This window comes from Pacificibacter marinus, from assembly GCF_018860665.1.
Lineage (GTDB): Bacteria > Pseudomonadota > Alphaproteobacteria > Rhodobacterales > Rhodobacteraceae > Celeribacter > Celeribacter marinus_A.
In genome coordinates, this window is the sequence record NZ_JAHKPK010000040.1 from 20,872 (window position 1) to 41,449 (window position 20,578).

The 20,578-nt window shown below is 53.7% G+C and carries 20 protein-coding genes; 9 read left to right on the forward strand and 11 right to left on the reverse strand.

The annotated features are described in order from the left end of the window. The first annotated feature begins 38 nt into the window (after positions 1-38). The gene (locus tag KO497_RS12050) at positions 39-854 is read left to right on the forward strand and encodes a protein-disulfide reductase DsbD domain-containing protein (protein WP_215944221.1); all 816 of its coding nucleotides are present in this window, start codon (positions 39-41) and stop codon (positions 852-854) included. Here the strand turns inward: KO497_RS12050 and KO497_RS12055 are convergent. The 4 genes from KO497_RS12055 to KO497_RS12070 form a co-directional block, all read right to left on the reverse strand. Next, on the reverse strand, positions 851-4,264 hold the full coding sequence (locus KO497_RS12055; RefSeq protein ID WP_215944222.1) for an efflux RND transporter permease subunit: 3,414 nt from the start codon (positions 4,262-4,264) through the stop codon (positions 851-853). The two genes, KO497_RS12050 and KO497_RS12055, sit on opposite strands and share 4 nt — an antisense overlap. A gap of 2 nt (positions 4,265-4,266) precedes the next feature. Continuing rightward, entirely contained in the window at positions 4,267-5,766 is a 1,500-nt protein-coding gene (locus KO497_RS12060; protein ID WP_215944223.1) for an efflux RND transporter periplasmic adaptor subunit, read from the reverse strand. Positions 5,767-5,900: 134 nt separating this feature from the next. After that, complete coding sequence (gene moaB / locus KO497_RS12065; protein WP_215944224.1) at positions 5,901-6,443, reverse strand: molybdenum cofactor biosynthesis protein B; 543 nt, start codon at positions 6,441-6,443, stop codon at positions 5,901-5,903. A gap of 25 nt (positions 6,444-6,468) precedes the next feature. Next, positions 6,469-7,257, reverse strand: a complete 789-nt coding sequence (locus KO497_RS12070) for a uracil-DNA glycosylase (RefSeq protein ID WP_215944225.1) — start codon at positions 7,255-7,257, stop codon at positions 6,469-6,471. Between the two features lie 133 nt (positions 7,258-7,390). On the opposite strand from KO497_RS12070, the gene KO497_RS12075 reads away from it, so the two are divergent. From KO497_RS12075 to KO497_RS12095, 5 genes are all read left to right on the forward strand, one after another. Beyond that, positions 7,391-8,353, forward strand: coding sequence for an aspartate carbamoyltransferase catalytic subunit (locus KO497_RS12075; RefSeq protein WP_215944226.1), 963 nt, complete (start codon positions 7,391-7,393; stop codon positions 8,351-8,353). Next, positions 8,350-8,901, forward strand: a complete 552-nt coding sequence (locus KO497_RS12080; protein WP_215944227.1) for a hypothetical protein — start codon at positions 8,350-8,352, stop codon at positions 8,899-8,901. The genes KO497_RS12075 and KO497_RS12080 overlap by 4 nt, the downstream gene beginning before the upstream one ends. A gap of 79 nt (positions 8,902-8,980) precedes the next feature. Continuing rightward, positions 8,981-10,255, forward strand: coding sequence for a dihydroorotase (gene pyrC / locus KO497_RS12085; protein WP_215944228.1), 1,275 nt, complete (start codon positions 8,981-8,983; stop codon positions 10,253-10,255). A 26-nt stretch (positions 10,256-10,281) separates the two neighbouring features. Then, on the forward strand, positions 10,282-10,872 hold the full coding sequence (gene plsY, locus KO497_RS12090; RefSeq protein ID WP_215944229.1) for a glycerol-3-phosphate 1-O-acyltransferase PlsY: 591 nt from the start codon (positions 10,282-10,284) through the stop codon (positions 10,870-10,872). A 10-nt stretch (positions 10,873-10,882) separates the two neighbouring features. Then, complete coding sequence (locus tag KO497_RS12095; RefSeq protein WP_215944230.1) at positions 10,883-11,266, forward strand: DUF805 domain-containing protein; 384 nt, start codon at positions 10,883-10,885, stop codon at positions 11,264-11,266. A 73-nt stretch (positions 11,267-11,339) separates the two neighbouring features. Here KO497_RS12095 and KO497_RS12100 read toward each other — a convergent pair whose 3' ends face one another. The 3 genes from KO497_RS12100 to KO497_RS12110 are packed head-to-tail and all read right to left on the reverse strand — an operon-like array spanning position 11,340 to position 14,001. Next, positions 11,340-12,710: a glutamate--cysteine ligase gene (locus KO497_RS12100; protein ID WP_215944231.1), complete on the reverse strand. Its 1,371-nt coding sequence runs from the start codon at positions 12,708-12,710 to the stop codon at positions 11,340-11,342. Positions 12,711-12,769: 59 nt separating this feature from the next. Then, positions 12,770-13,279: a hypothetical protein gene (locus KO497_RS12105; RefSeq protein WP_215944232.1), complete on the reverse strand. Its 510-nt coding sequence runs from the start codon at positions 13,277-13,279 to the stop codon at positions 12,770-12,772. After that, a complete protein-coding gene (locus KO497_RS12110) occupies positions 13,276-14,001 on the reverse strand; it encodes a 16S rRNA (uracil(1498)-N(3))-methyltransferase (protein WP_215944233.1) in 726 nt (241 codons plus the stop codon). The genes KO497_RS12105 and KO497_RS12110 overlap by 4 nt, the downstream gene beginning before the upstream one ends. An 11-nt stretch (positions 14,002-14,012) precedes the next feature. On the opposite strand from KO497_RS12110, the gene ubiA reads away from it, so the two are divergent. The 3 genes from ubiA (at position 14,013) to KO497_RS12125 (ending at position 17,259) form a co-directional block, all read left to right on the forward strand. Further along, the gene (ubiA, locus tag KO497_RS12115) at positions 14,013-14,993 is read left to right on the forward strand and encodes a 4-hydroxybenzoate octaprenyltransferase (protein ID WP_215944234.1); all 981 of its coding nucleotides are present in this window, start codon (positions 14,013-14,015) and stop codon (positions 14,991-14,993) included. A gap of 63 nt (positions 14,994-15,056) precedes the next feature. After that, a complete protein-coding gene (locus tag KO497_RS12120) occupies positions 15,057-16,940 on the forward strand; it encodes an OmpA family protein (RefSeq protein WP_215944235.1) in 1,884 nt (627 codons plus the stop codon). Beyond that, positions 16,933-17,259: a hypothetical protein gene (locus KO497_RS12125; protein WP_215944236.1), complete on the forward strand. Its 327-nt coding sequence runs from the start codon at positions 16,933-16,935 to the stop codon at positions 17,257-17,259. Before KO497_RS12120 ends, KO497_RS12125 begins: the two co-directional genes overlap by 8 nt. A 52-nt stretch (positions 17,260-17,311) precedes the next feature. Here KO497_RS12125 and KO497_RS12130 read toward each other — a convergent pair whose 3' ends face one another. Genes KO497_RS12130 through uvrC form a run of 4 tightly spaced genes read right to left on the reverse strand, consistent with a single transcriptional unit; the run spans position 17,312 to position 20,571 of the window. Further along, entirely contained in the window at positions 17,312-17,755 is a 444-nt protein-coding gene (locus KO497_RS12130; protein ID WP_215944237.1) for a molybdenum cofactor biosynthesis protein MoaE, read from the reverse strand. Positions 17,756-17,758: 3 nt separating this feature from the next. Further along, positions 17,759-18,007 carry a molybdopterin converting factor subunit 1 gene (gene moaD / locus KO497_RS12135; protein ID WP_215944238.1) on the reverse strand — a complete coding sequence of 83 codons (249 nt, stop codon included), beginning with the start codon at positions 18,005-18,007 and terminating at the stop codon, positions 17,759-17,761. Beyond that, complete coding sequence (gene pgsA, locus KO497_RS12140; RefSeq protein ID WP_215944239.1) at positions 18,007-18,672, reverse strand: CDP-diacylglycerol--glycerol-3-phosphate 3-phosphatidyltransferase; 666 nt, start codon at positions 18,670-18,672, stop codon at positions 18,007-18,009. The genes moaD and pgsA overlap by 1 nt, the downstream gene beginning before the upstream one ends. A gap of 18 nt (positions 18,673-18,690) precedes the next feature. After that, positions 18,691-20,571 carry an excinuclease ABC subunit UvrC gene (gene uvrC / locus KO497_RS12145; protein WP_215944240.1) on the reverse strand — a complete coding sequence of 627 codons (1,881 nt, stop codon included), beginning with the start codon at positions 20,569-20,571 and terminating at the stop codon, positions 18,691-18,693. Between the last annotated feature and the right edge of the window lie 7 nt (positions 20,572-20,578).

Here is a 20,578-nt window from a genome sequence, read left to right on the forward strand (position 1 = left end):
GAGTTTCCCGTCAGCACCTTCGAGGCTATATCATCCTCATGAAATTCAAATCCGCCCCCAGCCTTTTCGCACTCTCATTTGTCGCCGGTCTAAGTCTGTCAGGTCTTTCGGCCGTGGCCGATGATCCTATTGGAACAATGGCAGAAGTGACTCTTTTGCCGGGGTGGGGTATGAGCAACGGTCACTACATGGCCGCCATGCATGTCAAGCTGGCCCCCGGCTGGCATACCTATTGGCGAGCGCCCGGTGCAGCGGGCATCCCTCCGCAATTTGACTGGTCTGGATCACAAAATATCGACGGCGCACGTTTTCACTGGCCCGTGCCAGACATCTACGAACAAAACGAGATGCGTTTTCTAGGGTATGAGAACGAATTGATCTTGCCCATCGAATTTACGACCTCAGCCACGGGCACCCTCATCGTAAATGGTGAGGTTATGATGGGTGTTTGCGAAGACGTCTGTATGCCCTACACCGCCCGTTTCCAAGGCACGTTTGATATGGATGCAGCGGCAACCAATATATCCAAGATTGAAATGGCCTTGAACAATCAGCCCAAATATTTATCGGGAGTGCGCTGTGCGGCTTCTACAATTGACGACGGGATGAAAATCACCACCACCCTTCAAGCGCCCCATTTAGGCGATTTGGAAATGGCAGTGGTTGAGCATCCGGACCCAAGTGTTTGGGTGTCTGAATCAATGCACACGCGTAAGGGTCGCACCGTTACGATTGAAAGCGAAATGGTGCCGCCCGAGGCCGCACCATTCTTCGTGGATCGCTCGCAATTGCGCATCACTCTCATCGGTGCAGGCGGCAAAGCCTATGAGGCACAGGGCTGCACCGGCTCTTAACTCATTGTCACAGCGCGGTTACGCATCAAAGTAACACATGCGGACACCACATAGATCACTATCAAGCCCGCAGTGAGCCCTGCCAGAAATACAGCTATGGCTGACAGCATACTGTCACTGCCGCCCATAATCTGTGGCAAAGCCCCTGTCACTGCGACGTGCCCAAGGGTGGCCGCGAACCACGCGATGGCGCCAACGATCGCAATACCAAGTACAACAGAGGCACGCCCGAACCCTTTCGGGTTTTGCACTCCGCGACGCAGACTTGCGATGTAACGCGCGACATCGACCTGCATTGATAAGATCGCGGGCACCATCAGCAACACAATCACCATGCCGAACCCAAGTCCGTAGACCAAGGTGATCACCGTTGGCTTCAAGAACTGCGCGTCTGCCGAGCGTTCAAACAACAAAGGCGCGAGGCCCAAAACGGTGGTGAGCGTCGTCAACATCACAGGACGCAAACGGTCCGTGGTGGCATCAACGATGGCAGGGGAAATACCGCGTTCTTCGGCGTATTCATCAATGGTCGTGACCAAAACGATAGAATCGTTGATGATGATCCCCGTCATCCCGATCAAACCGACGACTGAAAACATCGACAGCGGCACATCCCAATAAGCATGGCCATAAATCGCGCCAATTAGCCCGAAAGGGATTACAGCCATCACCACAACGGGCCGCGTCCAACTGGAAAAAATCCAAGCGAGCGTTAAATAAATGCCCAAAAGTGCCGCGGAAAACCCGAACATAGCATCGGACAAAAAGCGGTTTTCTTGTTCCGACAGGCCAGAGACGCGCTCAGTCACGCCGAAGTCTTCAGAAATTTGCGGCAGAATGTCGTCGGTCAGCGCTGTTTGGATTTCAACGGCGCGGGCGGGATCATCTTCGCTTAGATCGCCAGTGACCGACACCAGTCGCAAGCCATTTTCACGACGCACAGTTGAGAACCCCGATTGGCGCGTCACAGAGACGATATCCGACAGCGGCACATATTGACCCGAGGCTGTGCGCATCTGGGTCTTGTCCAAAAAGTCCGCTTTCAACTCAGTGTCTGGCAATTGCACCGTCACCGTTGCAGTGCGTGCGCCATCAGGAAATGTGGCCGCTTCTATCCCACCCAAACGATTGGACAGAACCCTGCCCAAAGGTTCAATGCTAAACCCAAGCGCTTCACCCTGCGCTGTGAGTTCCAAGATCAGTTCTTCTTTGTCATACGATAAAGAATCTTCCAGCGCAGAGACTTCTGGGTACTGTGCCAGTTTGGTTTTCAACGCCTCTGCTGCGGCTTTCAATGTGGCCGAATCTGCACCGTACAGTTGAATATCGATCGCATCGCCACCAGGGCCAAAACGCCCGCCTCGGAAAGACACCGTTTCCGCCAAGGGATGATTGACCACAGCCTCTTGCAGGTCTGTCACAAAGGCGCGTGACGAATACGGGCGCAGATCGGCGTCAATAAGTTCGATCGAAATGCCACCCAGCTGATAGCTTTCTTTCGTGTCAGTCCCCGCAAGGCCACGGCCAGCGCCTGCTCCTATTTGTGCCACAACATAAGCCACCGGATTGGTGCCGTGTTTGTCGGCATAATCTTCGCCCGTTTGTTCGACTGCGCGCTGCAATTCTTTCATCATAGCAATCGAGTCCTCGCGTTTGGCACCGGGCGCCATAGCAAAGTTCCCCGAAATCACAGCTTGCTCAGGTGAGTTGAAAAACCGCCACGGCACCTCGCCGGAAACCAGTAGCGACACCTGCCATGTCAGCAAAAACAACGCCGCAGCCACCACCGGATAGCGCAGCTTGATCACCCATACCATCAGAGGACGAAATAGCACATCGCGCACAAACCGAAAGCCTTTGTTAACCTTACGTGATGGCCAGTCATACCAATGATCTTTGGCGGTAGAGGCAATTGAATGGCTCAAGTGGTTTGGCAAAATTAAAAAACATTCGACCAAGGACGCAATCAAAACGACAATGACCGTAAATGGGATATCAGCGATCAAATTTCCAAAGCGACCCGAAATGGCCATCAACCCAAAGAAGGCAATGACGGTGGTGATCGTCGATGAAAACACTGGCGCAAACATGCGACGGGCCGCATTTTCAGCAGCCTCGACAGGCCCCTCGCCAAGCTTTCGCACCCGAAAATCGGCATGCTCGCCCACCACGATGGCGTCATCCACAACGATGCCCAAGGTGATGATCAAAGCAAAAAGCGAAATCATATTGAACGTCAGCCCCGCCACATACATTAGCGCAATCGCAGACAACATCGCCACAGGAATACCCGCCGCGACCATCAAAGCGGTGCGGGCGTTGAGAAACAAAAACAACAAAAGAGCAACAAGCCCAAGCCCCATCAAACCGTTGGTGATCAACAAATCCAAACGCGCTTTAATTGCTTCGGCGCGGGTGCGAAACAGATCAAGCGTTACCCCCTGCGGCAGTGTCAGTTCCATCGTGTCAGTCACATCTTGAACGATACCTTGAATTTCAATCGCATCGCCCAAATCGGACCTGTTGACCTGCACGGACACGGCCGCATTGTCACCGACGTAAAAGGCGCGATCCCTGTCGATGCCCTCAACGCGAATCTCAGCGACATCGCCGATGGTCAGTTTTGAGCCGTCCTCATTGGTGCGCAATACAATGCCCGCGATCTGGGGCGCAGATCGTTTTGCGACACCCGCGCGCACACGGGCAGCGCCGCCACCGACATCGCCAGCAGGATTCGCGTCGGCTTCTGCACCGATGGCAGCCGCTATATCGGCCATCGACACATCGTATTGAATAAGGTTGATGGTCGAGACTTCGACAATTGTTTCAGGTGCCGCAACACCGGTGATCGAGGTGCGTGTGACACCTTCACTGAACAGGCGGATGACCAATTCGTCCGCAAAACGCGCCAATTGGTCGGTGCCAACAGGCCCCGTGAGAATGATTTCGGTGACACGATCAGACCAGCCGCCCCAACGCACGGTTGGATCATCTGCCCCTTCTGGCAAATTGGAAACCGTATCGATTGCTGCTTTGATGTCATCCGCGCCGCGTTGAATGTCCCAGCCTGGTTCGAATTCCAAACGAATAGAACCGCGCCCCTCGGAAGACGTGGCTGAGCTTTCCGTAACACCTTCGACGGCCAACAATGTCGGCTCCAAAACCTGCACCACAGCGGCATCAACATCTTCTGCGCCAGCCCCGCTCCAGCTGACGGACACCGAAACAGTATCAACGACCACATCGGGGAAAAACTGCGCGCGCATGTTTGGCAAAGCCACAAGGCCAGCGCCCAACATCAGTACCAGCAGTAGGTTCGCAATCGTCGCATGTCGTGTGAAATACGACAGAATGCCCGATGCCTTAGACGTCAGCGGATCTGATTGAGACCTCTTTTGATTCTGTGACATGATCAGCCCCCCATTCGGCTTTCAAGCCGCGTGACCAACGCCAATGGCACCTCATCCGCTTTCAACTGTTCGGCCATGCGGTCGCGCACCTCTGCCGGCATACCTGTGTTGCTTTCCACAAAGGCCAACAGTTTTGCGCGCCGATCATCCGTCAACGCAACGGTATCACTGTCGTCTGTTGGAGTATCGGTGGACGTTACATCATCGGGGCTCGCGTCGCCTCGCTCTGGCATCTCCGCTCCGATCACCTTGACCCGAATGCCTGCCCCAAGCAAAGGCGAGCGTTCAGACACAATTTGACGCCCTGCAATGGCACGCGCAGCGACAATCACGTTGTCCCCTTGGCGACGCAAAATCGGCGCGGATAGAACTTCAAGACGGCTATCAGGCGTGAGCGCAAGAACAGTATTCGCGGCATCAACCGCTGCCGAGGGGATCAGCGCGACATCCCGCAACACTGGCTCTTCAATACGCACAGTTACAAAATCGCCGGGACGCAAGCCCAAGGACGTTTCCAAACTTGCGAACAATTGGCGGCCCGTCTGACCCGAGCCCACAACTGCACTTTCACGCGAAATGCGGCCTTTGGCCGTCAATTCCAGATCTGCCATGCTCAAAGAGGCCTCAATTGGCAAATTTGACAGTGAGCCGCTTTGCGATGTGAGATTAGCGTATTGCTGCGTCGAGACCCGAAAGGCGATTTCCAGATCGCTTGGATCAATCAACGTACCGATTTGTTCATTGTCATTGAGGATCGCGCCAAGAGCGACCGAAACATCCGACAGCGTACCATCAAAAGCGGCGATCACTTGCGTATTTTCTAAGGCGCGTTCGGCTTCAGCCACGTTAATTTGAGCACGCAACACGCCGTTTTTACTTTGATCGACACGCGCCACAGCCGCTGCCAAAGACTGACGTTTAGACAAAACCGACTGGCGTGCGGCAGCCTCAGACAAGGCAGCCGTTTCGACTGAGGACTCAGTGCCGACGCCACGATCCGCCAGATTGCGTTGTCGCGCGAGCGCTGTCACGCGCAGGTCCAACTGTCCTTGGGCCGCTGCCAAATCATCTTCGGCGATATCAAGTCCACGTTCGGCATCGTTCAACTCAGCTTCGGCTTCTTGAAAATCGGCTTGGGCCACACGCAAATTCGATTCCGCATCTGTGGGATCGACACGCAGCAACACATCGCCAGCTTTGACTGCCCCGCCCTCTTGGAAGGTCTCAGCCAGTTCGATAACTTCACCGCCCTGAGGCGCGCGTAATTCTAACGTTCTGCGCGCAAGCACTTCGCCGAATGTCGACAAAACCGGCGCGATTTGAGTTGGCTTGACCCGCACCGCATTCACAGAAAACTGCCGTTCTCTAGCAGGCGGACGAAAGCCCTCTTGCGCTGCTTTTTCTCGGATCGATGCATACATATTATACCCCGCCCCAAATACCAGCGCCGCGCATACAGAAATAAGGAACAATCCAAACAAAGAGCGGCGAAGGAATTTCATGAGGCAGCCTTACATATTGTCGTCTTATATAGAATTAGCACGCGCAGGCGTACATTCCACAGTCATCATTCGAGGCAGAGCGTCAAACAGTCTGTGGTTGATTTCCAATAAAACCAAAATCATTTTGCCGTGATCTATTTACGACGCATATGCTCATCAAGCCGCGGAAGAATTTGCACGAAGTTACAGGGCTTGTGGCGGTAATCAAGCTGAAGCTTTAAAATCTCGTTCCACGCATCCTTGCAAGCCCCTGTTGATCCGGGCAAAGCAAACAAATACGTCCCCTTGGCAACACCTCCCGTCGCACGACTTTGCACAGCAGAGGTACCAATTTTCTGCATCGACACGACCGTGAACACAGTCCCGAAAGCGTCGATTTCTTTCTCATACACATCACGGTGCGCCTCAACAGTCACATCACGACCTGTCAGCCCCGTGCCGCCCGTTGAGATCACAACATCAACATCAGCACGCTCGATCCATGTCGTCAGTTGGTCGCGAATGAGAGGGCGATCATCTGTGATGATGGCACGATCCGCTATGGCATGTCCCGCCGCTTCGATCATCTTAACCAAAGTCGCACCTGATTTGTCGTCATCAAACCCGCGCGTGTCAGAGACGGTCAAAACAGCGATGCGCACTGGGATGAATTCCAACGAAGTATCAAGTGTGGACATGCGTGTTCTCGCTTGTGATAAAATTTCAGGTGAGGTTCGCAAGCTTGGCACGCAGATCCAAAAGGTCCGCCCAGGCCTCGCGCTTGGCAATGGGGGTGCGTAGCAGGTCACGCGGCGACATCATCGGTAAAACGGGCTTGCCCAACACAGTCTGCCAATTGCCCCGTAATCGGGTGATCCCTGCGCGCCCTAAAACGGTCATACAGGCGGCATTGCCCATCAGCACAATCACGTCAGGTTTGGCCAATTCAATATGCTTGAGCAGAAACGGCTTGAGCATCGCAATCTCTGTGGGACTTGGGTCGCGGTTTTCAGGCGGCCGCCATGGCAACGCAGTCGTAATATACAGACCCTTGTTAGCATCCTCGGCCGCGCGATCCAGATCAATAGCGGCAAACATTTTGTCAAACAGCGCGCCAACAGGCCCCGTAAAAGGTTTGCCCTCAATGTCGTCTTCACGACTGGGAGTATCCCCGACAACCATAAGTCGCGCGCCAACAAATCCATCTTGGAACACAAGGTTACGCGCACCGCGCCGCAGGTCGCACAACTCAAAGCCCATCAGGGCCGATTTCAAATCATCTATCGAGGTGACACCGCTGACAGCTTTTTGCGCTTCATCAACAGAATCAACCTCTGGGGTCTTAACCGGCGGAGGGGGCGCTTTCGCATCCACGGCAGCAGCAGGTTTGGGCATCGTTTGTGGCGATTCATAACGATTCACAGGAGTTTCGCCGATGGCTTCGCTCACGCCAAGCTCGACTTGCCACTCTAACAGAGCATGCGCATCCCAATAATCGATCTGAGTCTCCATGCCCGTAAGCTACGCGTCCTTTGCACGAAGGTAAATCGCAAGAAAGCATCGACGCAGCATTGCCGCACCTGCCCTGAGTTTCTATAAGCAGATCAGAGGCATTCTATCGCCGCACAGCATTCACGGGGGCACCATGGCATTTCGGCAAAAACACCTTCTCGGCATAGAACCCTTGCACCCCACCGAGATCACCACGATTTTGGATGTGGCCGACAGCTATGTTGACCTCAACCGTCAAGCCCACAAACATTCTGATGCTCTGACGGGCATGACCCAAATCAACATGTTTTTCGAAAATTCCACCCGCACCCAAAGCTCGTTCGAATTGGCGGGCAAACGATTGGGCGCGGACGTGATGAACATGTCGATGCAGGCGTCATCGATCAAAAAGGGCGAAACCCTGATCGACACCGCACTGACGTTGAACGCCATGCACCCTGATCTATTGGTCGTGCGCCATCCTCATTCGGGCGCTGTTGATTTGCTGGCTGAAAAGGTCAATTGCGCAGTCTTGAACGCAGGGGACGGAAAACACGAACATCCGACGCAAGCTTTGCTGGATGCCTTAACCATTCGCCGCGCCAAAGGGCGCCTGCATCGCCTGTCCATCGCGATTTGTGGTGATATTGCCCATTCCCGCGTTGCCCGATCGAATTTGATCTTGCTGGGAAAAATGGAAAACCGTGTGCGCCTTGTTGGTCCGCCGACTTTGATTCCGACTGGCATGAACGAGCTGGGCTGTGAGGTCTATGAAGACATGGAAGAGGGGCTGAAAGACGTCGATGTCGTGATGATGCTTCGTTTGCAAAAAGAACGCATGGATGGCGGATTTATCCCGTCAGAGCGCGAATACTTTCACCGTTATGGTTTGGACGCGGCAAAACTGGCCCATGCCAAACCCGATGCGATTGTGATGCACCCCGGTCCTATGAATCGCGGCGTCGAAATTGACGGCAGCATTGCGGACGACATCAACAGGTCGGTCATTCAAGAGCAGGTCGAAATGGGTGTCGCCGTGCGCATGGCTGCGATGGACCTGTTGGCGCGCAACCTTCGTGCAGAAAAAGCCGCCAACCAAGACGGCGTAATGGCATGAGCGACACGCTCGACATAACAACAGCCCCACATCGTTCGGTTTGGATTTTCGCGATTGATCTGCCCGACGGTGAAATTGATGCGTTTTCCCATGAAACAGATAACGGCAATGAGGATCACAGTTGGCCATTGGGTGACGCGCTAGGCGTGACGCCCTATCCCGATCAGGATTTTGTCGAAGTCCTCGATTTGGAGGCCCTGCGCGCCTTTGGGTTTTCCAATTACCTAACCGAAGGCAATGGCCTGAACATTGGCGGCGACGCAACAATGTTGGACGCATTGACCGGCCATATCTTGTTGGTGTTTTCCCAAGGTGTTGAAAACGGACAAACCGCTTTTGTGCCACAAGCGCCGCTGAGCTTCGTTGCGCGCTATAGCCAAGTGATGGAACATTCCTTGCATGAACCTTTGACCAGCAACGCAGCCCAAGGCCAATTGCCCCAAGGCAAGGCGCCGAAATCAGACGCCCGTATCGGCGGTATGGTGGCGACATTTGTTTTGATTTTCTTGTTTATCTTTGTTGGCGTGTTCGTGTGGATTGCCGGATGATGACACAGCGCTCACCCGACCAATCGATCTGCATCTGCCCACATGACTGCACATTCCGATTCTGTATAAGAGGCCGCATATGAGTAACTTTATCAACGCCCGTCTCATCGATCCTGAAACACTCACCGATACGCTTGGCTGGCTGCATGTCGAACATGGCGCGATTGCAGCGATCGGAACCGGTACAGCCCCCTCTGACCTTTTGGGCGATATCGTCGATTGCGCTGGCAAATGTCTGGCCCCGGGGATCGTCGATCTTGGAGTGAAAGTGTCTGAACCAGGCGAGCGCCACAAAGAAAGTTTTGCCTCTGCAGGCCGCGCAGCCGCCGCTGGCGGTGTCACAACTATGGTGACCCGCCCTGACACGCTGAGCGCGATTGATACGCCAGAAGTTCTGGAATTTGTGGAACGCCGCGCCGCCACGGATGCGATTGTGAACGTCAAACATATGTCTGCATTGACCAAAGATCGCGCGGGCAAAGAGATGGTCGAAATCGGCTTTATGAAAGACGCAGGCGTGGTGGCCTTTTCCGATTGCGATCATGTCGTGGAAAACACCAAAGTTCTGCAACGCTGCATGACCTATGCGCGCTCTCTAGGTGTCCTTGTGATTGGCCATCCGCAAGAACCGACATTAACCAAAGGCGCGGCCGCCACATCTGGTAAATTCGCATCTTTGCGTGGTCTGCCTGCCGTGTCGCCTATGGCCGAGCGTATGGCCGTAGACCGTGATATCGCTTTGGTGGAAATGACAGGTGTGAAATATCACTTTGATCAACTGTCCACCGCGCGCGCCCTGCCCGCTTTGGAACGCGCCAAAAACAACGGGCTCGATATCACTGCGGGCGTATCGATCCATCACCTAACATTGAATGAATATGATGTCGGCGACTACCGCACGTTTTTCAAAGTGAAACCACCGCTGCGTTCAGAAGACGACCGTTTGGCGATGGTCGAAGCTGTGGCCTCGGGCCTGATTGATATCATTTCATCGATGCACACACCGCAAGATGAAGAAAGCAAGCGCTTGCCGTTTGAGGAAGCAGCTTCTGGCGCTGTGGCGCTTGAAACACTGCTGCCTGCGGCCATGCGTTTGGTGCACGCGGGTCAACTGACGCTGCCGGAACTGTTCCGCGCGATGTCTTTGAACCCGGCCAAACGTCTTGGTCTGGAGTGTGGGCGCTTGACCATCGGGGCGCCTGCGGATTTGGTGCTGTTCGATCCCGATGCGCCTTTTGTGTTGGATCGCTTTAAATTGCAGTCCAAATCCAAGAACACCCCATTTGACGGCGCACGGATGCAAGGCAAAATCAAAGGCACATGGGTGGCAGGCACTCGCGTTTTTAACGCCTAACTCCGTTTCATAATTAGGATAAACACATGACGATGTTCTTGCTGCTTTTCACTGCTGTTTTGGCTTATTTACTTGGGTCGATCCCTTTTGGCATTGTCATGGCCAAGGTGTTCGGGCTTGGAGATTTGCGCGCCATTGGGTCGGGCAACATCGGAGCGACAAACGTTCTGCGTACGGGCAATAAGTTGGCGGCATTTCTCACGCTTTTGGGCGATAGCGGAAAAGGGGCTGCGGCCGTGTTGCTCGCACGGGCTTTGATCGGCGAAGAAGGCGCTGGCACAGCTGCACTTTTTGCGATGCTTGGGCACCTTTACCCAGTCTTTTTGAAATTCAAAGGCGGCAAAGGCGTTGCGACATTCTTGGGGACACTTTTGGCCCTGTCATTCCCTGTGGGGTTGGCTGCTTGCGCGACCTGGCTCGTGACGGCTGTGATCTTTCGATACTCAAGCCTGTCGGCACTGGTCGCGGCGCTGTTGGCTCCGCTGTACACCGCAGTGCTCTATCATCAGCACGGCGCGATTTTGGTGGGTATATTGTCAGCTTTGATATTCTATAAACACCGCGAAAACATTGCGCGCATGCGCGCTGGTAACGAGACAAAAATCGGTCAAAAGTAACGAGGAACTCATGGATTTTCAAACTGCAGTCAAAACCTGCTTCAATAAATATGCGACATTTTCTGGCCGTGCGAGTCGGTCTGAATATTGGTGGTGGACCCTATTCGTCATCGTCGCCAGTATCATTTTGCAAGTGGTGGACTTTGCCATTGGCTTGGGCGATTGGGGCCTCTTCGGCAACATTTTTAGCCTTGCGACGATTGTTCCATCCATTGCCGTGGCCGCGCGTCGTCTGCACGATGTGAACAAGTCAGGTTGGTGGCAACTTTTAGTGATTGTCCCACTTGTCGGATGGATCATCTTGCTGATCTGGCTCATCAAAAAAGGCAGCACGGATGTGAACCGTTTTGGTCCTGCTGTCGTGACTGTCAGCGATTTTGTTTCTGAAGACTAAATAAATCACTTCGACAAACACGCAAAAGCCCCGCACGATGTGCAGGGCTTTTTTGTAACTGCATCACAGTTGATTAATAAGAATACTCACCAAAAACGCGGGTCGCGTCTCCGTTCCATTCGCCCTCAAATTTGGCGATCAATTCATCGGCTGGCGCTTGGCCTGAATCCAAGCTGTCTTTGAGAGCATTAAGAAAATGGGTTTCGTTGGCAACCAAGCCACCAGCCCCTTCGCGCGCACGCGCCACAAGACCCGCTTCGGAAATCGCTATCGTCTCGCGTGCCAAATCCATCATTTTAACGCCTTGCACTTCCGCTTGCAGGCCATCGACGGAGGCCGCAACACGCAACTCTTCGCGGAACTCAGGCGTCCAGTTCTTGGCGATATCCCATGAGGCATCCAGCGCGGATTGATCATACATCATACCGACCCAATAAGCGGGCAGCGCGCACAGACGACGCCAAGGGCCACCATCGGCGCCGCGCATTTCCATATATTGCTTGATCCGCGCCTCAGGGAAGATCGTGGTCAGATGGTCGGCCCAATCAGACATCGTTGGCTTTTCACCGGGCAAGGCAGGCAGTTCGCCTTTGAGGAAATCACGGAAGGACATGCCCAGCGCGTTGATGTATTTGCCATCGCGATAGACAAAATACATCGGCACATCGAGAGCAAAATCGGCGTAGCGCTCGAAACTCATGCCCTCCTCGAACACAAAGGGCAACATGCCGGTGCGGCTGTCATCCAAGTGACGCCAAATCCGTGAACGCCACGATTTATGCCCGTTCAGCTTGCCTTCAAAAAAGGGCGAATTGGCGAAAAGCGCCGTGGCCACAGGCTGCAGCGCCAAAGCCACACGGAATTTTTGCACCATGTCAGCTTCAGAGCCGAAATCGAGGTTCACTTGCACAGTACAAGTGCGGCGCATCATCTGTGTGCCCGCCGTGCCAACAGTGCCCATATAGGCGTCCATCAACTTGTAGCGTCCCTTGGGCATCAGTGGCATGTCGTCATGCGTCCAATGCGGAGCAGCGCCCAGACCGATAAATTTGGCACCGATTTCATCGGCCACAGTTTGAACCTCGTGCAGGTGCGTATGCACCTCGCCGCAAGTTTGATGGATGTTGTCCAAAGGCGCGCCAGAGAGTTCAAGCTGGCCACCGGGTTCCAAGGACACATTCGCCCCCTCTTTGGTCAAACCGATAAGATGTTCGCCCTCAAAGACAGGGTTCCATTGATACTTGTCTTGCAGACCTTCAAGGATCGCTTTGATCGAGCGGTCACCATCATAGGGAATGGGCTGGAGCGTATCTTTACAGTAGCCGAATTTCTCATGCTCTGTGCCGATCTTCCAATCTTGCTCGGGCTTACAGCCTTCGGCAAAATAATTGACCAAGTCATCGTAGCTTTCGATCAGGCCGCCGCCGGATTGTGGAATGGACATATCGGGTCTCCGGTGGAGTTAAATAAGGTGTCTACAGTTGTGCGAACCGCCCCGCGAAGTCAATGCAGAGCAAGTGTGCGTTTTCGCCATATCACCACTGGCGATTTTGGCGTTTCCTTGATTTGCCTCAACATGCGTTCGGTTTCTATGCCATCAAGCGACACAAACACATCGAACAACTTTTCGGCATCCACCGCATTCAGTGGGATTGTCAGCGGAATTTGCCCCGAGGCTTCCAATTGCCAATGCGCGATGCCTTTATCTGCGGGAATCAAAATCACTGAGGTGAGCATTTCGATTTCCACCTGCCCGCCAGTATAAGCGGTCAAATAGCTGATGATGCCCTCGTCAATTTCAACAACACCAACGCCCTGCCCGCGCGAGGCAAAACGCGCGCGTTGAAACGCAGCAAAGGCCAGAAATATACAAATAAGCGCAACACCAAAGCCAAGCCATCGCATGAAGCCAAAGCTCGACATCGCCCACCACAGACTTAAGACCATCAAACCCAAAGCGGCAATCACTTCGCGCAGTCCCCAGATCTGTTCTCTTACTTCGGGGCGGATCATGACCAATCTCCCAAATGTTGTTGCCAGACGGTCATCGCCGCCACCGCAGCAGTGTCAGCGCGTAAAATGCGTGGGCCCAAAGACACAGGATGCGCATAGGGCAAGGCATGTAATTTTTGCCGCTCCGATTCTGAAAACCCGCCTTCTGGTCCAATCAGAATCGCCCATTTGTCGCCTTGAACAGCCCCCAAGACCTCGGCCGCACCCACTAGCGCCTCATCACAGAACATGATCTGACGCGTCTCGTCCCACTCTGCCAGCAAACGATCAAGTTTTTGTAAATCGGTGACCTCAGGCACATAAGTGCCGCCGCATTGCTCTGCGGCTTCCAACGCATGGGCTTGCAAGCGGTCTTGGCGGATGCGTTCCGAATTGGTGAAATTTGTGCTGACGGGCACGATCTTGGCCGCGCCCATTTCAGCGGCTTTTTCAACGATGAAATCCGTACGCACCTTTTTGATCGGGGCGAAAATCAGCCACAGATCAGGGGGCAATTGCAAAGGTTTGCTTTGCGCATGACAGATCAAAGCCCCGCCGCGTTTGTTCGCGATCGTGACCTCGGCCTGATATTCACCATCCACGCCATTGAACAGCGCGACAAATGCGCCGATTTGCAACCGCATGACCGCAAAAAGGTAATTAGACTGGTCCTTATCGAGGGGAACAGTTTGCCCTTGGGTCAAAGGGTGATCTACAAAGAGTCTGACTTTAGCTTGAACCATGGACAATACATATGACCGACAAAGCCCAAGCACCAGACCCGCAAGACGAAGAAATGTCAGGGCAGGTTGCAGACGCCGTCAAAGGCAACTGGGTTGACAGCCGCGCCCCCGCTTGGACACGGCCCTATTTGCGCCTATCACGCGCGGATCGCCCCATTGGCACATGGCTTTTGTTGCTACCATGCTGGTGGGGCGCTCTTTTGGCCGCGTCTATCACGGGCCAACTAACGTTGCGTACGGTTTGGGTGTTGGTCGGTTGCGCGGCTGGTGCTTGGCTGATGCGCGGCGCTGGGTGCACATGGAACGATATCACAGACCGCGATTTAGACGCCGCAGTCGCGCGGACCAAAAGCCGCCCCATTCCATCTGGGCAAGTCACAACGAAACAAGCCACCGTTTGGATGGCACTGCAATGCCTGCTGTCCTTAGGTATTCTGTTGAGCTTTGGTACACTCGCGATTGTATTGGGGATTGTTTCTTTGATCCCTGTTGCGATCTACCCTTTCGCCAAACGCTTTACATGGTGGCCGCAGGTGTTTTTAGGTGTCGCCTTCAACTGGGGCGCTTTGCTGGCATACGCCGCCGTCGCAGGCGAATTAACGGCTGCGCCTGTGTTCTTATATCTATCTGGTATCGCTTGGACGCTGTTTTACGACACAATCTATGCACATCAAGACAAAGAGGATGACGCCCTGATTGGCATCAAATCCACCGCGCGGCTTTTTGGCGATAACACGGCTGTTTGGCTCAAACGTTTCATTATTATGTCCGTTGTGTTGTTTGCTGGTGCGGTGATTGAGGCGCTGATCGATGGATCGATTTTGTCTGTACTCGTTGCGATCGGTGGCGCTTGGGCTATGGGGTGGCATATGACGTGGCAATTGAGCAGACTTGACATTGACGACCCAGAAAAATGCATGATGTTATTTCGTTCGAACCGCGACACGGGACTATTGGCTGCGCTGTTTCTTGCCATGTCTGTCTTCCTGTGATTGCAGCTCAGGCTCAGACATCCTAAGACATTCACCAATTGCGATAAAACCGGACAGCAGCCCATGCGCCTATCCTCAATACTTCCCATCCTTGGCGCCTTCAGTGGCGCCGCCCTCTTGTCCGTCGGGGCAGCGGCCATTGGTGCGAATGCGATTCAACGCACATCGCAGAAAGCTGTGGCCACTCAACTTGAGCTTGAAGGCTTTGAATGGGTTGACGTTGATGCAGATGGCTTGCAGGTCATTTTAACAGGCGATGCACCAAATGAAGCGGCACAACTTGCCGCCCAGCGCGTCGCAGGTCATGTGGTCGATGCAGCGCGCATCATGAATGTGATGACCATTGCAGAGCAGGACGCGACACCTGCTCCCCGCTTTTCCATTGAAATCTTACGAAATGATCAAGGCATTTCCTTGATTGGTTTGGTTCCAACGGCTTGGGATCGCGAAGAATTTATAGAGACGCTGAAAAAGGCTGGCGGCACCGGTTCTGTCGCAGATTTATTGGAACATGCCGACTACACCGTGCCCGAAGATTGGGATGCTGTCATGCAATATGGCGTCACGGCGATTAAACAATTGCAGCGGTCCAAGATTTCGTTGTCCGCAGACCGTATCGACATCACAGCTTTGGCAGACAGCAAAGAACAACAAGCAAGACTTGAGCGATCCTTGAACGCGAGCGCCCCCAAAGACGTAGAGGCATTGATCAACATTTCATCCCCACGGCCAGTGATCACGCCGTTTACAGCCCGCTTCTTGATCGATGAAGATGGCGCTCGCTTTGACGCCTGTACGGCTGAAACCCCTCAAGGCCACGCCCGCTTGCTTGCGGCAGCCAAGGCATTGGGTGTTGAAAATCCAACTTGTGTTGTGGGCTTAGGCGCGCCGACCACCGCATGGGCCAGCGCAGTTGAATCTGGCATGCGTGCGGTTGAACAACTTGGCGGCGGCTCTATCACATTTTCCGACGCTGATGTGTCGTTGATCGCGCCCGAAGGGACCAGCACCTCAATGCTTGACCGTGTTGCTGGTGACTTGGAAGCGACTTTTCCTGATACATTTTCGCTGCATGCCAGCGTGCCGCCAAGTGCGAACAATGAGGCCAGTGACGAACAGCCAGAATTCGTCGTGCTGCGCTCCCCAGAAGGACAAGTGCAATTGCGTGGACGTATCACGACCGAGCGCAATCGCATCGCAACCGAGGCTTTGGCCAGCGCAACATTCGGGTCACAAGCGGTCTATTCCGCGATGCGCGTTGACGACAACCTGCCACGCAACTGGGCCACCCGCGTTATGGCCTCTATCGATGCGCTCAGCCACCTCAACCAAGGCTCTGTCACCGTCACTGAAGACCTCATTTCTGTGCGCGGTGAAACAGGTGATCCCACAGCCAAAGCTGAAATCACAGGTCTTTTGGCGTCCCGCTTGGGGGATTCACAGACCTATGACATCACTGTGAATTACGTTCGAAAACTGGACCCCATTCTCAACCTGCCAACACCGCAAAAATGTGTTGATGCAGCCAACCAAGCCATCTCAAGTGGTAAGATCGAATTCGCGCCGGGGTCTACAGATGTTGATGACAGTGCCAATGACACGCTTGACCGTATCGCAAAGGCACTGGATGAATGCGAAGATATGCAAATGGAAATTGGCGGTCACACTGACAGCCAAGGTGGCGAAGACATGAACCAGCAACTCAGCCAAGCCCGTGCCAATTCTGTACTAGACGCCCTGCTCGCGCGCCGTGTCACGGGGGTCAAATTCACGGCCAAAGGCTACGGCGAAATCGAACCGATCGCTGACAATGAAACAGCCGAGGGCCGCGACGCCAACCGCCGGATTGCCTTTAAACTGATTGAGGTTCCTGAGACCTCAAACGACGAAACCACATCACCGGACACCAGCGCCGCACCAGAGACAAACGAGGAAAACAATGAATAGAATTGAGCTTATCATCGCAACGGCGATCGTTCTTTTCATCGCCTTTTTGATGGGTTGGTTTACGCATTGGGTGATCCATCGCTTTGTGCGTGTGGGTGACGCCGACATGTCTGACCTCGACACAATGGCGCAGCAATTACATGAAGCCGAAGAACAACGCGACCAAGCTGTAACCTATTATCAGCAACGCGAGGCCGAGATGAGCAATCAGCAAACGCAGACCGAAGCAGAGCTACGCGCGGCTATGGAAGGCTTGCGCGAAGCACGCCACGAGGCAGAAGAGCTGCGCGCCTACATTGATCGCAAGGCCGCCGAATAGAACAGAATGTCTCATGGAAAGCATAACAGCGTCGTCAGATTGCGGTTATGGCTTACCAACGCGTCAAAGCATCTTCGTCACTGTCTTTTGCAGACACCCATTGCGCCACAGTCCCGTCTCGGCTGATTTCTTTTTTCCAAAAAGGCGCACGGGATTTTAGGTAATCCATAAGATATTCGGCGGCTTCAAAGGCCTCGACCCGATGCCGGCCCGCTGTAGCCACCATCATGATTTGTTCGCCGACATGCAGCTTTCCATAGCGGTGGATCACCAAGCAATCGGTGAGCGACCAGCGTTCGGCGGCGTCTTCGGCAATTTTAGAAATCGCGCGTTCGCACATGCCGGGGTAATGTTCGATCTCAAGGTGGTCCAATACACCCGTATCATCGCGCACAAGCCCCGTGAACGTCACCGTGGCGCCTGTGTTGGCCGCTTGCCCAAATCCCGCCAGTTCTGCCGCGAGATCGAAATCATCAGATTGAACACGGATTTTCATCGCCTACCCACCTGTCATTGGTGGGAAAAATGCGACCTCGCGCACGCCTGCCAAAGGCGCATCAAAGTCTACGAGTTCTTGATCCACCGCCACGCGTAAAGACTCCAAATCCGCGAAAGCAAGATCATAACGCTCTTCACGGGCTTTGAGTTCCGTCACAAGGTCCATCACAGTTTCAGCCGTCGTCTCGATTTGCTCAGACGGTAAGCCGATGCGTTCACGCACCCATGCGAAATAGACAACGTCGATCATCACGCATCCTCAGATAAAAATGGCATGGCTTTGCGTAAATAATCGACTCCCGTGATCACCGTCAAACATGCTGCGATCCACAGCAAAATGATCCCGCCGTTGTAGGACAAAATCGTTCCATAATAACTGAAACGTAATCCTGTTTCGTCAGACAACTCGCCGGCCATAATGGCATCAACTGTCGCGCCATCCATACCGAATGAGCCCATGCCAAGGTAATGCGAAAACACCCCAAAAGAAAACAGCACCGCAATGGCGACCATCTGGGCTGTGGTTTTCCATTTGGCTAATTTTGTCACTTTCAACAACCCCGCCGTTTCACCCAAAAATTCGCGCAATCCAGATACGAATGTCTCGCGCAACAAAATGAAAGCGGCAGGCAGAATAATTAAGGGATTAGGGCCAAAGTTCATCGCCAAAACTGCAATCGCTGTGATCACCATAGCCTTGTCTGCGATAGGGTCCAGCATGGTGCCGAACTTGCTCATTTGGTTCCACTTGCGCGCCAGATAGCCATCAAACCAATCGGTGATGGATGCGCCAGCAAACAGGATCAAAGCCACCCAATCTGAAAAAGGGTGCGGCAAAAAAATAAAGGCGATCGCGACGGCAGGCGCGCAAAGCAGCCTGAAGACGGTGAGAATATTAGGGATGTTCCATGTCATAAGACTACCTTTACCTGTTCAATCGCCTTCATGGAAGAAGTCATAAATGGTTTGGGCCACCTTACTCGAAATTCCCTCAACTGCAGTCAGATCGACCAAATTGGCATTCGCCACAGCTTTTGCAGACCCAAAATGCGCCAGCAGCGCCCGTTTTCGGGTCGCGCCCACGCCAGGCACCCCATCCAGCGGATTGGCAATAAGCGCCTTTGACCGTTTGGCGCGGTGGGTGCCGATTGCAAACCTGTGTACTTCATCGCGGATACGTTGGATAAAATACAACACCGGATCGTTGCGCTGCAACGCGATAGGGCGCTTGCCCGTGCGGTAGAATTCTTCTTTACCATGATCGCGAAACTCGCCCTTGGCCACACCGACCATCGCAATATCAGCCACACCCAACTCATCCATGATTTCTTGCACAGCAGACACCTGCCCCGCGCCGCCATCAATCAACAGCAGGCTGGGCCATGTGTCGCCTTTGCGCTCAGGGTCGTCTTTGAGCAAGCGCTGGAATCGGCGCGTCAGCACCTCTTTCATCATGCCAAAGTCATCACCGGGGGTGAGCGCATCGTCTTTGATGTTGAACTTGCGGTATTGTGATTTGATGAACCCGTCTGGTCCCGCGACAACCATTGCCCCAACGGCGTGTGCGCCTTGGATATGCGAGTTGTCATAGGCTTCGATACGCGTGGGCACCTGCGGCAGATCGAAAGCTTCGGCGACCCCTTTTAGCAAACGGGCCTGCGCCGCACTTTCGGACACTTTGCGCCCAAGGCTTTCGCGCGCATTGCGCAGGGCAAAGCTGACAAGATCAGCCTTTTCACCCCGCTGTGGTACGATGATTTCAACCTTTTGACCCAACTTATCCGTAAACGCTTCTTGCAGCAATTCGCGGTCTTCGATGTCATGCGACAGGATCAGTTGTTTTGGCGGTTCTTTTTGGTCATAGAACTGCCCCAAAAAGGCGGTCAAAACCTCGCTTGCATTATTGTCAGCTGCGATACGCGGGTAGAAATCTTGGTTGCCCCAGTTTTGATTGGCGCGAATAAAAAATACTTGAACGCAGGCCTGCCCGCCATCCATATGCAAACCGATCACATCCGCCTCAGTCACGGTACGCGGATTGATGCCCTGTGCAGTTTGTACTTGGGTCATGGCCTTGATGCGGTCGCGTAAAGCAGCTGCGCGCTCGAATTCCATATTGTCAGAAGCCACTTGCATCTGCGCCGCCAGACGTTGCTGCATGCCTTTGTCTTTGCCTTGCAAAAACTTTTCCGCATCCGACACCATCTCAAGATAATCCTCTTTCGATATCTTGCCGACACAAGGCGCAGTACAGCGTTTGATTTGGTATTGCAGACAAGGCCGCGTGCGCCCTTCAAATTCTGCATTGGAACAATTGCGCAGCAAGAACACCCGCTCAAGCTGGTGTAGCGTTCGGTTCACTGCTCCCGCCGACGCGAAGGGACCGTAATACGCGGCCTTGCGTGATTTTTTTCCACGATGTTTAGAAATCTGTGGAAACTCGTGATCTTTGGTCACCATGATATTCGGAAAGCTTTTGTCATCACGCAACAGCACATTGTAGCGCGGCTTCAACTGTTTGATCAGGTTTTGCTCAAGCAGCAGAGCTTCGGTTTCAGTACGCGTGGTCAGAAACATCATCTGACTTGTTTCAGAGATCATCCGCGCGATGCGCCCGCTGTGACCATGGGGGCGCGCATAGTTCGAAACACGATTTTTCAAGTGCCGCGCTTTGCCAACATAAAGCACGTTATGCTCAGCATCGAGCATCCGGTACACACCCGGCGATCCATCAATCTGACGCAGATATCCCTCGATAACCTTATGGCCTTTTGGGATGGCCTTGATGGGATGAGATGGGGTGTCTTCAGTCATGCTCAAT